Below are 14,315 nucleotides of genomic sequence, written 5' to 3'. Positions count from 1 at the left end.
TGTTATTTATAGCTTGATTTAAAGCGGAATATTCCCATGTTTTCGCTTTGGTAACTCTACTTTTTTATCCTCTAGCATACTAAAGGCTTTTAGTAATTTTCGTCGGCTATCTTGCGGTAAAATAACTTCATCTATAAATCCGCGGCTTGCAGCACGATACGGGTTTGCAAAGGTGTCTGCGTATTCTGTTTCTTTTTCAGCCAATTTAGCAATCGGGTCTTCTGCCTCTTGTATGTCCTTTTTAAAAATAATTTCGCTTGCCCCTTTAGCACCCATAACCGCTATTTCTGCACTTGGCCAAGCGAAATTCATATCGGCACCAATATGTTTAGAATTCATAACATCGTAGGCACCGCCATAGGCTTTTCTGGTAATTAATGTCACGCGTGGTACGGTAGCTTCACTTAAGGCATACAATAATTTAGCTCCGTTGGTAATTATACCATTCCATTCCTGATCTGTTCCAGGTAAAAATCCAGGAACATCAACTAAAACTAAAAGAGGAATATTAAAACTATCGCAGAATCTAGTAAAACGGGCTGCTTTTTTAGAACTATTTACATCTAAAACACCGGCCAGAAATAACGGTTGGTTTGCAACAATACCAATGCTTCTGCCACCAATTCTAGCAAATCCGACAATGATGTTTTCTGCATAATCTTTATGAATTTCGAAAAAGGAATCCGTATCAATAATGCCGTTTATAACATGATGCATATCGTATGGCTTATTTGCGTTTTCTGGAATAATTGATCGTAATTCATCTCGAATTTCATCTTGAAAAGTAAAATCCAGTTGGTCTGCAGTACGGGTATTATTCTGTGGTAAATAACTCAATAACCTTTTAATCGCTTCTAAACATTCTACATCGTTTGGAGAAGTGGTATGGGCAACACCAGATTTGGTGGCATGGGTATGAGCACCTCCTAGAGCTTCTGATGTTACTTCTTCATTGGTCACTGTTTTTACTACATTGGGTCCGGTAACAAACATATAACTGCTTTGTTCTACCATCATAGTAAAATCTGTCATCGCTGGAGAATAAACGGCGCCACCCGCGCAAGGTCCCATAATGGCCGATATTTGAGGAATTATTCCTGAAGACTGCACATTCTTATAAAAAATATCGGCATAACCTCCTAACGAACGTACGCCTTCTTGTATACGGGCACCACCAGAATCGTTTAATCCTACAATTGGTGCTCCCATTTTTAAGGCCAGATCCATGACTTTGCATATTTTTTCGGCATGGGTTTCAGATAGCGAACCTCCAAAAACGGTAAAATCTTGAGCAAATACATAGGTGAGTCTGTTATTAATTGTGCCGTAACCGGTAATGACACCATCGCCATAATACACTTCTTTATCCATGTTAAAATCGGTGGTACGATGGGTAACTAAAATGCCAATTTCTTCAAAAGATCCATCGTCTAATAAATAATTGACGCGCTCTCGAGCCGTTAATTTTTTCTTTTGATGTTGTTTTTCTATACGATTACTTCCGCCACCTAAGTAAGCTTGTTCAAGTTTATCGGTTAAAATTTTTATTTTCGAATCCATTTTAATTTCAGTTTAACGATTAGGTAATCTCACTTGCTTTAAGTCCGATTGATATTGCTTTAAAGCAATAATAGCTGCTAGTTTGGCTTCTTTTTCTGCTTGTTTTATTAATAGTTTCGGATCGTAATACATGTTTACAAAATTGGTATCGAAATTGCCTTCTCGAAATGCTGCATTTTCAAACACAAATTTTCCAAACGTTAAGGTGCTGCTAATCCCTTCTATTTTATAATCGTTTATAGCCTTTAGCATGGTTAAAATGGCTTCTTCTCTGGTTTTTCCATAGGTGATTAATTTGGCTAACATGGGGTCGTAATATATGGGGACATCCATGCCTTCTAATATACCATTATCTACCCGTATGTTTTCGCCTTCGGGTAATTGATATACTTTTAGATTGCCCACGCTAGGTAGAAAATTATTTAAAGGATCTTCGGCATAGATGCGTAATTCCATGGCATGTCCTTGTATTTCTAAGTCGGCTTGAATTAAATTTAAAGATTCTCCCCGAGCTATTTTAATTTGAAGTTCTACCAAGTCGAGACCCGTTATTAGTTCTGTTACGGGATGTTCTACTTGTAGCCTTGTATTCATTTCCAGAAAATAAAACTTATTATTTTCATCAAGTAGAAATTCTACCGTTCCAGCACCAACATAGTTACAAGCTTTCGCCACTTTTTTTGCGGCTTCTCCCATTTTGTCTCGTAATTCTGGAGTTAAAATAGACGATGGTGCTTCTTCAATTACTTTTTGATGGCGACGTTGAATACTACATTCCCGCTCAAACAGATGAACGGTATGCCCTAAACTATCTGCCATAACTTGAATTTCGATGTGTCGGGGAGAGGCAATATATTTCTCTATAAAAACAGAGCCATCTCCAAAAGCAGAAGTGGCTTCGCTTATGGCACGTTTCATTTGAGATTCTAATTCATGTTCATTCTCTACTATGCGCATCCCTTTTCCGCCACCACCTGCAGAGGCTTTGATTAAGACAGGAAAGCCAATTTTTTTAGCAATAGCCTCAGCGTCTTTGATATCGGAAATGGCATCCTTGGTTCCAGGAACCATCGGAATATTATAATCTTTAACGGCATCTTTTGCAGCCAATTTACTTCCCATAATCCGAATGGATTCCGATTTCGGACCAATAAATATGATATTATTGGCTTCAACTTTTTCTGCAAAATCGGCATTTTCACTTAAAAATCCGTACCCCGGATGTATAGCATCTACACCTAATTGTTTGGCAACTTTTATAATGTTATCTCCCAATAAATACGATTGATTAGACGGTGGTTCTCCTATGCAAACCGCTTCGTCTGCAAAGGTAACATGTGGAGATTCTCTATCTATTGTTGAATAAATAGCTACGGTTTTTATGCCCATTTTTTTATGGTTTTCATAATACGCAGAGCGATTTCACCACGATTGGCAACTAATATTTTTTTCATAATGAAGCTAATTTATTCGAATTCGATTAATAAATCTCCTTTATCTACAGTATTGCCTTGGGTTACAGCTACAGATTTCACTACACCATCACGAGGAGAAAGAATGCTGTTTTCCATTTTCATGGCCTCTAAAATAAGAATGGGCGTATTTGTAGTGATATGGTCGCCAACTTTTACATGAAGATCTAAAATTAAGCCAGGCATTGGGGCTTTAATACTGTCAATGTGTTGAGACGCTCCAATTTCGAAGCCCATTTGTTTTATAAGTTCATCTAAATCTGTAGAAATTTTTACTTTATATAGGGTGTTGTTGATGGTTATATCGTAAGATTTATTCTGAAAATCTGATTTGGAAACCTCTGCATCAAAAGACTTGTGGTCTTCTATAATATGGTAGTGGTTGGCTTTAGTTTGAACACAATCTAGTACATCTACATCGTTTGAAGTCATTTCGAAATGATGTAAATCGTCTACAGTTATTTTGGTTGGTTTACTCATATTTCTAATAGTTAGTCTCGTAAATATAATAAATAAGACGTGGACGTGTAACCTTTAGAATAGAGTTATTTTAGTTTTAAAAGATCCTTTAGGGTGTATTGTTTTGTTTTAACTAAAGTGTGCACTGCTCTTAAAAAAGCAATGGCAGTAATTAAAGCATCTCCAGAAGCAGTGTGTCGGTCGCTTAAATCGATATCGTAATATTCGGCGAGCTCGTCTAAAGAATAGCGCTTTTTTTGGTCTATGATATTAGATTTTAAACGTGTGGCTTTAAAGATAGACATAGTGTCTAATTCTTTGTTTTTTAAATTTGGCAGCCCTAATCTGTTAAGGGCTGTGTTAATCATCGTTAAATCGAAAAAGGTATGATGTGCCACTAAAATGGCATCTTGAATATAATCTAGAAATAAAATTATCGCTTCTTCTTCGGTTACGGTTTGAAGCTTATCATGCTTTAAAATCCCGTGAATTTGAATGGTTTCTTCGTTAAAATAATCTTGTTTTATATAGATTTCGAAAGCCGAATTTACATCAATATAACCATTAAGCACCTTTACGGCACCAATACATAATATGCGATCTTTATCGTAATTAAATCCTGTTGTCTCGGTATCTAAAACCACGAATGTTGTCGTATTTAAATCTGTTTTTTTGGGAGGATTTAAAAATAAGGACTCGTAGCGGGACCAGTACTCTGGAAGTGTTTTGTTTTTTTTATTAAAACCCCACTTCATTAAATGAAATTCTTAAGATTAAATTTTAATTTAATAAGTTCTTGAACCTTAGACACGGCTTTAAAACAACGTTTTAATTTCATTTTTTCTTCTTTAGATAATTCGGCTAAAGCGATAAAACGTCCGCTATCATGATGGCGTAAGCCATGCTTTGTTCTAAATTTTAATAGCGCTTTAGAAGCGTAGGCACAAGATAAATACAGCTCTTCATCTTCAGGCATTAATTCTGCGAGTTTTTCAAAACGTTCGGCAGTATTATTAATGTTTTTGGTTTGATAATGTATTGCTAATAAACGTCCAGCATCAGAAATTGGCATGATGGCTCTTTTCTTTAAATCGAAATGATCTTTATGTTCGCCATCTTGTTCCACTAAAAACTGTCTGAAGAATCCTAAAGGCGAAGGACTTCTTAAAGAACTTGCTCCTAATTTAGATTGAAAAATTAGGTTGTTTTTTGTGATTTCTAAAACATGATCGGATAATTGATTGGTAAGACTAGGATCTCCGTAAGTAATATCGAAATCGAAAAAGATTGAACAAAGTAATAATTCCTCGTCGCCAGTTTCTCTTGTCCAAGCCGAGAATTGATTTTCCCATTCGTCTAAACTTAAACAATACTTAGGGTTTTTCGCCATCATTTCGCCTGGGCAATACTCAAATCCTATAGTTTTTAAACGTTTATTCACCTTTTTTGCGAGTGTTAAGAAATAGGTTCTTACTTCCTCTAAGTGATCATCGTCTGTGTTTTCAAAAATAATGGCATTGTCTTGGTCGGTGTGTAATAGTTGTTCTTTTCTACCTTGACTACCTATAGACATCCAAGCAAATTTTACTGGAGGTGCTTGTCCCATTTTTTCTATACAACGCTCTATAACACGTTTTATAGTAGCATCATTTAATTCGAATATAATATTATTAATATGTGTAAGCGGAATGTTCTGATCGACATAGCCTTCTAACAACATCATGATTTTTTCGCGAATTCGTTTTAAATCTTTTGTAGAATTAGAACGTTTTATGGCTTTCATTAATACCGACGGGTTGGTACCTTTCATTACAATAATATCGTGCTCTGAGAAGACTCCTAATATTTTTGAATTTGGTGTTCCGTCTTTGGTAACCACAATTTGATTAATTTTATGTTTCATCATGGTTATTTGCGCTTGGGCAATGGTTATATTTTTCTTATAACACATAACAGGATGAATCATTATTTTAGAAACTTCATCATCTATAGAATAGTTTCCGGTAGCCACATGCAGACGTAAATCTTTATCTGTAATAATCCCTATTGGGCATTCTTTGTCTTCAATAATTATAGATCCTACATTATTTTTAGACATTAATTTTGCAGCATCTTTTATACTAGATGTTTGCTTGGTCGTGACTACATTCTTTATTAATCGAACAGGTTGCATCTCGAACATATCCTTCGAGAAATCTAATTTTACATCATCTTCTAATAATTTTTTTTGAAATTCGTTAGAAAATGGGTTTTCTGTATTCGATGCAAAACTCTCTATCAAATATTTACGAACCTCTTTATTATGATCTATAAACTGATGGAACATGTCTATAGGAATACAGTATAAAATGGTCTCTTCTTCTGTTATAGAAGTTATGGCATAGTTCTCTTTTGCGAATAATGGGCGCAATCCGAAGACATCACCTTCATCAAACTGATCAATTGTTTCCAATTTTTCATTGATATATTTTTTCAGTTTAACGGCCCCTTTGTATATCATGTAGAACTGATCGTGCAACGGATCGTTCACATTATAAATAACATTCTCCTTGTCTAAGTATTTGATTTTTACTTCTTTAGATATGTCTAATAATTGGGCTTTATCGAGTAAATCGAAGGGAGGAAAGTTTTTTATAAAGTCAGCAACGCGCTCTGCTATCGTATTCTTCATTGGATACATGTAGTGTAATTTTCGTAGAATAAAGATAGCACTATTATTTAAAATATGATTTCTCTTGATGTTTTTTTATTGCTTTTCTTGCCAATATAAAACCTAGGCCTAAAGAAATAAAGGCACCTACCCAAACTCCTGGTATAAAATCGATAAAAAGGAAAAAATCGTACCCACCGTGAAATAAAATAGCTAAGCCTAAGCCTGTTAAATTGTACTTTATTCTTTGGTTTGAAAACTTTGCTTTACCCATAAAATAGCCCATTAATATGGCGAAAACAGCATGCGCCGGAACAGCAGTAAAGGCACGTACAAGTCCGGTTTGGAAGCCTCCTTGAAGTACATAAAGTATGTTTTCGGAAGCTGCGAAACCCATAGAAACCATTATGGCATACACAATGCCGTCGAACGGTTCGTTAAACTCCTTGTTTGGTTGCGCTACGTATCTTACAATTATATATTTGCTAAATTCTTCTGTAAAACCAACTACAAAAAAGGCTTTTAAAAATTGATGCACAACATTGGGTTCATTAAAAGGCAGTGTAAAATTGAATAGTAACGAAATAATAGTGGTAATAAATACACTAACAAAAGCCCCTAAAAGAAAATTATAAAACAAAAATAATTTGGGTTCTTTTTCGTATTTGTCCTTACAATAAATGTATACAATAATTACGATAATAGGAGCAAGGGCGAGAAGGAGAAGATTCATGATTTATTAAATATAAGTTTTGGTACAGGTTTCAGAATTTGGTGGGTTAGAGGGTAAATTACATTAATAGTAAAATGACTTATTAAAACGGCTAATGCTGCACCATTAATTTGATATATAGGAATTAAAATATAACACAAAATAACATTTAAAATACAGCCTAAAGCAAAGCGGTACACTTCATGGTTTAAAGCACTTATAGTTAACAGATGTTTTTCGTATAACATACCAAAAAAAACAAATAGCGGAGCCCAACAGAAAATTCTTAAGGGAGTATTCGCTTCTGTGTATTGCCTTGTAAAACAGGTATTTAAAATGATGTTTCCATAAAATGTATAGAATAAACCAATACCTATACCTAAGATAATGAGCATGGCATTTAATTGTCTAAATTTTTTATAATAGGTGTTTTTATTCTTGTGGTACGATTCGGCTAAAGAAGGGTATAGGGCATTAATAATTGCAAAACCAATAGTCCAACTTAAGCCAATAACTAAAAACTGAACACTTCCAAAAATACCAACTGCATGGTCGTTTAAATAATATTTTAGAAACATTTCGTCTATACCAATATAAACCATGACTAAAGCATTAGAAAGAATTAATGGAAAAGCCTCCTTTATTAGCTTTTTACCCAAAGTAAAAGATGGATGCCACTTGTTTATAAACGAACCCCGGTTTGACTTTAAAAAATAGTAATATAGCAAGCCTTGGCACAAATAGTCTAAGGCTAAAGTAAAGGCGTAAAAAATAACACCAAATTGATGTTTAAGACCATAATATTGTAAACTAAATATAATTAGTAAGCTAATGGTTTTACATAGAAATATATATTTAGCTTGTTTAGATACAATAAAATACCATTCAAACACATCGGTTATTCTAAATAAATAACTTAATAGAATAATAAAGTAAATGGTAGATAATGCATGTTGTGCAGAAAAATAGGCGTATAAAATTAATCCTACTCCCATAACAAACCAGCTAATTAGACGCATAATAAGGGCAGAACTAATTATTTTTTCTTTTAGCTTAGGGTTGGTAACCATTTCCCGAATACAGATGGTAGATAGACCTAAGAAAAAAATAGGAGTGAACATACCTAAGCTTGCCTCTACAAATTTTAGACGTCCCATATCTATAGTCCCTATGGTATTAAATATTTTAGGGATAATCAATATTGAAAAAATAAAATGAATTATTTTTTCGGAGGTAAACCAAAACGTAGAATTTAGATCTTTTTTGCTAAAAGCACTATGCATAGTTAAAAATAAAACTCAAATATAGAAAATGAAGTGGGTTTAACTAGATGTTTATTATTTTTAAAGTTTTTTGTAAAGCAAATTTATGACTCCAGAATTCTTACGACGCTATTATGTATTACGAATCATTAAAAATCCAGAATTATATGGCCTGTCTAGACCATATGTCACGTTCGAGGAATTACAGCGCGCACTTCAACACATTGTTGAACTAAATAAAGAAGATTCACTTTACGAAAAATTAGATTTTAATAGCCGTAAAACAATTACTCGAGATATTAAAGCTATTAAAGCTTTTACAAAAATTTATATAAGGCATAAACGGCATCAAGGATATTACATTTTAGATAAAGATTTGGTTATTACAGATGAATTAAAAGATATCTTCGAAAAAACTGAACTGTATTTATTGAATCATCATGCGCATGCTTGGAAGCAATTTGTAACCATGTCTCGTACTTCTTTAAGTCCGTTAATAGATATGGTAGCATTAATTAATGCTATAGAATGTAAGTATCTTATAGAAGTAGATTATAAAGGCTGGTATGATGATAATAGATTTCAAAATATTAAAACAATAGTTCAGCCCTTACATATTAAGGAAATAAATGATGCTTGGTATTTAATGGGGTACAATTCAGAAATTGGTATATATGCCTTTTGTTTAGATAGTCGGATAAATGGTTTATTTATAACCAATAGAGAAGCCAAACTACCAGAATCCTTTAATGAAGCGGAGTATTTTAAAGATTCTATAGGTATTTTAAAAGCAAATTTAAAACCAGTTTGGATACATTTAAAGGTGGCAAATCATCACTTTAAATATTTAGAAAGTAACCCTTTGCATCATTCGCAAGTCAATGTGTCATTACCAAAAGATATAAATACTCAAGATTTAGATTATAATAACGAACGCATTTGGGGAGAAATAAAAGTATTTTTAGAACCGAATTACGAGTTTTTTATGCAAATTTTAAAGTATAACCGTTGGGTTAAAATAGTGTCTCCCGCTTTTGTTGTAGAAGAAATTAAACTCTACCTAGAAAATATGCTTATGTATTATAAGTAATTTACGTCTTTTATTTAGTACATCTTCTTTCTTTAAAATTCTTACAATTAATTTTTAAATGGACAGGTTTTGTCTGTTTCAGGTATACTTTTGATTCTTAATTAATTGAAATTTTATTTCAGGTATTACTCAAATTCTTAAGTGAATTTCGAGTAGTATTTTTAATATCAATATAAACCTATAACCATAAAAAAGTAAAATTCACATAGTTAAATGAAGCATTATTTAATATTAATTTTACTTTTTAGTATTGGTTATTCTACAGTTTTATACAGTCAGGAGGATGCTGATATTCTGTATGCAGAATTGACTCTTAAACCAAGTTATCAGGTTCCTCAATTTTACACCTGGACCCAATTAAAATTTATAGAAAATGAAGTAGGCTTTTTTCAAATTTGGCTAGAAACTATTCAATTTTGGCATTCCGATGCAACAAGAAAGGAACGATGGCTAGAACGCTCTGAAGATTATTTTAAAGATGAATATGTCTCTAAATTTGAACAAGAGTTTAAGGTACCTGTGAAATTGAACACTTTTATAATGCAAGCTAAAATGAATGCTATTTCCAATAAAATTGTTGACGAATTAACTACAGATCTTTTTGTTTTAGGGTTTATATGGATGCTTTTAGGTATAGCTGTAGTTTTAACCAAAGGAGAATTTTTAATTTTTGATCTAATTTTTACTTTAATAATTTCTGTTTGGATTGGTGTTAAAACCCATAATATAAAAACAGAATTAAAGTCCTATGTCGAAATTGAAAAGTTAGATACTTCTAGAAGAATGACGAATATGATTAAATTAGATAATAAAGTAGAAACCTATTTTCTGCCTTAATTAGTATCAAGTTGTTTCGATATATGTATTAATACCTCTTCGTAATACGCACGGTTAGACGGTACAAAATAGTCATTATGTTCACTATTGGCCAATAGTGATTTAAAGGTTTCAAAACTAACTAGCTGCAAGGCCTCAACTTCCTCGGCTTGAGGTGTTAATTCTGAAATATTTGTTTTAAGTTCCGCGATATAGGTATGATGGAATTCATTGTCAACTATACCAGTATCGTAAGATTGAAAGCAATTAAAAACTCCTATTTTATGTAACTCCTGTTCTGTAAGTGTAAGTCCGAGCTCTTCTTGAGTTTCTCGTAATGCGGCAGTTTCAATGGTTTCACCAGCATCTACATGACCAGCAACAGAAACATCCCACATGCCAGGACAAATAGCTTTTTTATAACTGCGTTGGGCTAATAAAATGTTGCCAGAAGATGTATACAACCAAAGGTGTGCTGTATTATGGTAGTGGCCTTCGCTATGAATCACCGATTTCTTAACCGCTTGTCCTGTAGGTTCCCCTGTTTTGGTAACTATATCTATAAGTTCGTCCATAGTGTATAAAAAAACTGTCTAAAAAGTTGAATAAAAATCAACCTGAAATCTTGTTTGCCCACAGGCAAGCCGATTCAGATTCTCACATATTTGTTTATCAATGAGAAGAGATTCTGAAATAAATTCAGAATACCGTATTTTAATACTTTTTAGACAGCCTCAATTAATTATTTAAAATAACTAAACGTTTCACCTTCTTCAATTTTAAGAAGCGATTCGTAGATTAGCTTTATTACATTTTCAACATCGTCGCGATGTACCATTTCTACCGTAGTATGCATATATCGTAATGGTAAAGATATTAAGGCTGAAGCTACACCGCCATTGCTATAGGCAAAGGCATCTGTATCTGTTCCTGTTGCACGGGATAATGCCGCACGCTGAAACGGAATTTTATTGGCTTCGGCAGTTTCTGTAATTAAGTCTCTTAATTTTTGTTGAACCGCGGGAGCATAAGCTATTACCGGACCACTACCTATTTCTGCCAAACCTTGCGATTTTGGCTCTATCATTGGGGTTGTGGTATCGTGGGTTACGTCGGTAACTATAGCAACATTAGGTTTAATGGTTTGCGTAATCATTTCGGCACCACGAAGTCCAATTTCCTCTTGTACAGAATTAGTGATATATAACCCGAAAGGGAGTTTCTTTTTGTTTTCATGAAGTAAACGCGCCACTTCGGCAATCATAAACCCACCCATTCTATTATCGAGTGCTCGACACACAAATTTATCGCCATTTAAAATATGAAATTCGTCGGGATAGGTAATAACGCACCCCACATGAACGCCCATTTTTTCTACTTCGGCTTTATCTTTTGCACCAACGTCAATGGTAATATTATCCGGTTTTGGTGGTTCTTCCTTAGATTTATCTCGTGTATGAATGGCTGGCCATCCAAAAACACCTTTTACAATACCATTTTTAGTATGAATATTTACCAATTTACTAGGAGCAATCTGATGGTCACTACCACCATTTCGAATAACATAAATCAATCCGTTATCCGAAATATAATTTACATACCAAGAGATTTCATCGGCATGACCTTCAATTACAACTTTATAAGGCGCATCTGGATTTATAACACCAACGGCCGTACCATAGGTATCTGTAATAAATTCATCTACATAAGGTTTTAAATAGTCCATCCACAATTTTTGTCCGGTCCATTCGTAACCTGTCGGTGCCGCATTATTTAAATAGGATTCTAGAAAGTCTAACGATTTTTTATTTAATATACTCTGTTTTGCCATTTAAAAAAGTTTTGCATAAAAATAATAATATTAATAAGATTTTAATGTTTTAAGCAGTGTAAATTATTAATTTTGGAATAGTTTTTGGCTTCTACTTTTTTATGAAAATCCTACTGTACTTTTTGTTACTAATACCGCTTTTTAGCTTCGCTCAAATAGATGAGAAGGAGCTAGATAGTATTCAGGATCATTTTATAATTATTGAAGGCGATTCGATCCCTAGAAAATCGATTGATTTAGATGAAGTTATGATTTTAACTAAAATCGATTTCATAGATAGAAAAGAACACATACAATATTTAATTTTACGAAGAAAAACGCTTAAAGTTTATCCTTATGCTAAACTGGCTGCAGAACGCTTGCAAGAATTAAAATCGAGATTAGATCATTTAGAATCTAACCGAGATAAAAAGCGGTACACCAAACAAGTTCAGCGATATTTAGAAGAAGAATTTACCGAAGAATTAAAAAAACTAACTCGTACCGAAGGGCAAATTTTGGTTAAACTAATTCATAGGCAAACAGGAATAACGACCTTCGATTTAATAAAAGAATTACGAAGTGGTTGGCGTGCTTTTTGGTTTAATAATACGGCGAGAATCTTCGATATTTCGCTTAAGGAGGAATTTGATCCGATGGAGTCTAAGGAAGATTATTTTATTGAAGATATTTTACAACGTAGTTTTCAGAACGGAAAATTAAAACGACAAAATTCGGTTTTAGATTTCGATTTTTATGCCGCTGTAGCGAAATGGTCTAAACGCTTAGCATCTACAAAACCATGAGAGTCCAAAGTCCTTTTGAAGAAAAATTAAATACCTTAACACATGCTTTTGGGGCACTTTTAGGCGTGTTAGGGTTAGGCTTATTGTTATATTATAGCGAACCTCAAAACGCATGGAGTACCTTTAGTGTCGTGGTGTACGGTATCTCTAATATAGTGTTATTTTCGGCATCAGCTTTATATCATTATGTGACTAAAGAACATCAAAAACATTATTTACGAATAGTAGACCATATTAGTATTTACCTATTAATAGCAGGAACTTATTCCCCCGTATTACTTATTGCTTTAAACAAAAGTTTAGGTTGGAATTTGTTTTTTATCGTGTGGGGTATTGCTGCTTTCGGACTGGTTTTAAAATTATTTTTTACAGGAAAATTCGAGGTTTTCTCTACGGTGTTGTATTTAGTTATGGGATGGCTTATTATTTTCGACTTTTCTAATTTAGCTCAGGTTATTGGAGATCGTGGGGTGTATTTATTAATTGCTGGCGGATTATTTTATACTGTAGGAATTATTTTTTATGCGATTCATAAAATTCCTTTTAACCACGTCATCTGGCATTTATTTGTTTTGGCAGGAGCCATAAGTCATTTTTTAATGATATTTCTTTATGTTATTTAACAGTTTTTAAGTGCTATTAATTATCAAAAAATCTCCTTTAATGTTCAGCTTTTTTAGGTTTTAGTTTTTTAAAAAGTTCTATAAAAAGTAACACTATAAACCCGATAACTATTCCTAGAAATAATTCTGCTATTAGGCTTGGCCAATGGTGTAATAAGTCGTGTAAATACGGAAGGTTATGCATGAAAATCCCTCCAGAAACTAACAACAAAGCAATGGTTCCTACAAACCCAAGTCCTTTAATAACCCATGGCAAGGCATTTACTAATAGACGCCCCACTTTATCTGAGAAACTATTTTCCGCTTCGTTTAAATTAATAAGTTTTAATCCGAAATCGTCCATTCTAACAATTAAAGCTACAATACCATAAACGCCTATGGTTGCAATTAACGCTACAATAGATACTACAATAATTTGTGTGGGTAAGGTTTGTCCAACTACAGAGCCTAAAGCAATAATAACAATTTCTACAGATAATATAAAATCGGTAACAATGGCGGCTTTTATTTTTTCTTTTTCAAGTTTTAAAATATCCGCTTCGGTGGTAGCTTTAATAACCTCTTCTGCATGGCCATGTTTGTGAGGTACAAAATATTCATAAATTTTTTCGGCACCTTCATAGGCTAAATACAAACCTCCTAAGGTTAAAATTATAGGAATGGCTATGGGTAAGAAGGCACTTAATAAGAAGGCAAAAGGCAGAATAACTAGTTTATTTTTTAGCGAACCTTTGGTAATGGCCCACAATACAGGAATTTCTCTAGACGACACAAATCCGGAAGCTTTTTCCGCATTTACTGCTAAATCGTCGCCTAATATTCCAGCTGTTTTTTTAGTAGCCAATTTACCCATGGTTGCTACATCGTCCATAAGCGCAGCGATATCGTCTAATAATGCAAAAAAACCTGAAGCCATTAATTTAAGTTTAGTGTTTATAAAATTATCAATTTATACACAATCAAAAAAATCTTGTACAAATGTAAATACTAGAATTTAAAAGTGTCCTAAAAATAAAACCTTTCTGAAATAAGCGATAACGCAATCGAAAAAAATG

General features: G+C 33.4%; 13 protein-coding genes and 1 pseudogene. 4 read left to right on the top strand and 10 right to left on the bottom strand.

Annotation, left to right across the window (positions count from 1 at the left end):
• Positions 1–18 precede the first annotated feature (18 nt).
• From A9D35_RS02830 to A9D35_RS02800, 7 genes and pseudogenes are all read right to left on the bottom strand, one after another.
• Complete coding sequence (locus tag A9D35_RS02830) at positions 19–1,560, bottom strand: acyl-CoA carboxylase subunit beta (protein WP_066218716.1); 1,542 nt, start codon at positions 1,558–1,560, stop codon at positions 19–21.
• 12 nt (positions 1,561–1,572) lie between these two features.
• Positions 1,573–3,014, bottom strand: a pseudogene (accC, locus tag A9D35_RS02825) (acetyl-CoA carboxylase biotin carboxylase subunit).
• Positions 3,015–3,026: 12 nt separating this feature from the next.
• Complete coding sequence (locus tag A9D35_RS02820; RefSeq protein ID WP_066218714.1) at positions 3,027–3,512, bottom strand: acyl-CoA carboxylase biotin carboxyl carrier protein subunit; 486 nt, start codon at positions 3,510–3,512, stop codon at positions 3,027–3,029.
• 65 nt (positions 3,513–3,577) lie between these two features.
• Positions 3,578–4,246 (bottom strand): 3'-5' exonuclease, encoded by a 669-nt coding sequence (locus A9D35_RS02815; protein WP_066218713.1) that lies wholly within the window; start codon positions 4,244–4,246, stop codon positions 3,578–3,580.
• A complete protein-coding gene (locus A9D35_RS02810; protein ID WP_066225723.1) occupies positions 4,246–6,162 on the bottom strand; it encodes a DUF294 nucleotidyltransferase-like domain-containing protein in 1,917 nt (638 codons plus the stop codon). Before A9D35_RS02810 ends, A9D35_RS02815 begins: the two co-directional genes overlap by 1 nt.
• Positions 6,163–6,205: 43 nt before the next feature.
• Positions 6,206–6,874: a PrsW family intramembrane metalloprotease gene (locus A9D35_RS02805; protein WP_066218711.1), complete on the bottom strand. Its 669-nt coding sequence runs from the start codon at positions 6,872–6,874 to the stop codon at positions 6,206–6,208.
• A complete protein-coding gene (locus A9D35_RS02800; protein ID WP_066218708.1) occupies positions 6,871–8,136 on the bottom strand; it encodes a flippase in 1,266 nt (421 codons plus the stop codon). The genes A9D35_RS02805 and A9D35_RS02800 overlap by 4 nt, the downstream gene beginning before the upstream one ends.
• 85 nt (positions 8,137–8,221) lie before the next feature.
• Between A9D35_RS02800 and A9D35_RS02795 the strand changes: the two genes are divergently transcribed.
• Entirely contained in the window at positions 8,222–9,205 is a 984-nt protein-coding gene (locus A9D35_RS02795; protein ID WP_066218702.1) for a helix-turn-helix transcriptional regulator, read from the top strand.
• A 213-nt stretch (positions 9,206–9,418) separates the two neighbouring features.
• The gene (locus A9D35_RS02790) at positions 9,419–10,042 is read left to right on the top strand and encodes a hypothetical protein (protein ID WP_066218699.1); all 624 of its coding nucleotides are present in this window, start codon (positions 9,419–9,421) and stop codon (positions 10,040–10,042) included.
• On the opposite strand, the gene A9D35_RS02785 is transcribed toward A9D35_RS02790, so the two are convergent.
• Both A9D35_RS02785 and A9D35_RS02780 read right to left on the bottom strand, forming a co-directional pair.
• A complete protein-coding gene (locus A9D35_RS02785) occupies positions 10,039–10,596 on the bottom strand; it encodes an NUDIX hydrolase (RefSeq protein ID WP_066218697.1) in 558 nt (185 codons plus the stop codon). The two genes, A9D35_RS02790 and A9D35_RS02785, sit on opposite strands and share 4 nt — an antisense overlap.
• Before the next feature lie 167 nt (positions 10,597–10,763).
• Positions 10,764–11,852: a M42 family metallopeptidase gene (locus A9D35_RS02780; protein WP_066218693.1), complete on the bottom strand. Its 1,089-nt coding sequence runs from the start codon at positions 11,850–11,852 to the stop codon at positions 10,764–10,766.
• A gap of 101 nt (positions 11,853–11,953) precedes the next feature.
• On the opposite strand from A9D35_RS02780, the gene A9D35_RS02775 reads away from it, so the two are divergent.
• Both A9D35_RS02775 and trhA read left to right on the top strand, forming a co-directional pair.
• Positions 11,954–12,637 carry a DUF4294 domain-containing protein gene (locus tag A9D35_RS02775; protein ID WP_066218690.1) on the top strand — a complete coding sequence of 228 codons (684 nt, stop codon included), beginning with the start codon at positions 11,954–11,956 and terminating at the stop codon, positions 12,635–12,637.
• Positions 12,634–13,260, top strand: coding sequence for a PAQR family membrane homeostasis protein TrhA (gene trhA, locus A9D35_RS02770; protein WP_066218687.1), 627 nt, complete (start codon positions 12,634–12,636; stop codon positions 13,258–13,260). Before A9D35_RS02775 ends, trhA begins: the two co-directional genes overlap by 4 nt.
• A gap of 37 nt (positions 13,261–13,297) precedes the next feature.
• Here trhA and A9D35_RS02765 read toward each other — a convergent pair whose 3' ends face one another.
• Complete coding sequence (locus A9D35_RS02765) at positions 13,298–14,176, bottom strand: DUF808 domain-containing protein (RefSeq protein ID WP_066218685.1); 879 nt, start codon at positions 14,174–14,176, stop codon at positions 13,298–13,300.
• Positions 14,177–14,315: the final 139 nt, after the last annotated feature.

The sequence above is a fragment of the Formosa haliotis genome, assembly GCF_001685485.1.
Taxonomy (GTDB): domain Bacteria; phylum Bacteroidota; class Bacteroidia; order Flavobacteriales; family Flavobacteriaceae; genus Formosa; species Formosa haliotis.
Note: the sequence above shows the minus strand (reverse complement) of the source record. Positions and strands in the feature narration are given on the sequence as shown.

What these genes read in the sequence shown, in the direction of transcription:
- trhA (WP_066218687.1), top strand. Translation starts at nt 12,634, where the DNA reads ATGAGAGTCCAAAGTCCTTTTGAAGAAAAATTAAATACCTTAACACAT.
- A9D35_RS02795 (WP_066218702.1), top strand. Translation starts at nt 8,222, where the DNA reads ATGACTCCAGAATTCTTACGACGCTATTATGTATTACGAATCATTAAA.
- A9D35_RS02790 (WP_066218699.1), top strand. Translation starts at nt 9,419, where the DNA reads ATGAAGCATTATTTAATATTAATTTTACTTTTTAGTATTGGTTATTCT.
- A9D35_RS02765 (WP_066218685.1), bottom strand. Translation starts at nt 14,176, where the DNA reads ATGGCTTCAGGTTTTTTTGCATTATTAGACGATATCGCTGCGCTTATG.
- A9D35_RS02780 (WP_066218693.1), bottom strand. Translation starts at nt 11,852, where the DNA reads ATGGCAAAACAGAGTATATTAAATAAAAAATCGTTAGACTTTCTAGAA.
- A9D35_RS02815 (WP_066218713.1), bottom strand. Translation starts at nt 4,246, where the DNA reads ATGAAGTGGGGTTTTAATAAAAAAAACAAAACACTTCCAGAGTACTGG.
- A9D35_RS02810 (WP_066225723.1), bottom strand. Translation starts at nt 6,162, where the DNA reads ATGAAGAATACGATAGCAGAGCGCGTTGCTGACTTTATAAAAAACTTT.
- A9D35_RS02830 (WP_066218716.1), bottom strand. Translation starts at nt 1,560, where the DNA reads ATGGATTCGAAAATAAAAATTTTAACCGATAAACTTGAACAAGCTTAC.
- A9D35_RS02775 (WP_066218690.1), top strand. Translation starts at nt 11,954, where the DNA reads ATGAAAATCCTACTGTACTTTTTGTTACTAATACCGCTTTTTAGCTTC.
- A9D35_RS02805 (WP_066218711.1), bottom strand. Translation starts at nt 6,874, where the DNA reads ATGAATCTTCTCCTTCTCGCCCTTGCTCCTATTATCGTAATTATTGTA.
- A9D35_RS02800 (WP_066218708.1), bottom strand. Translation starts at nt 8,136, where the DNA reads ATGCATAGTGCTTTTAGCAAAAAAGATCTAAATTCTACGTTTTGGTTT.
- A9D35_RS02785 (WP_066218697.1), bottom strand. Translation starts at nt 10,596, where the DNA reads ATGGACGAACTTATAGATATAGTTACCAAAACAGGGGAACCTACAGGA.
- A9D35_RS02820 (WP_066218714.1), bottom strand. Translation starts at nt 3,512, where the DNA reads ATGAGTAAACCAACCAAAATAACTGTAGACGATTTACATCATTTCGAA.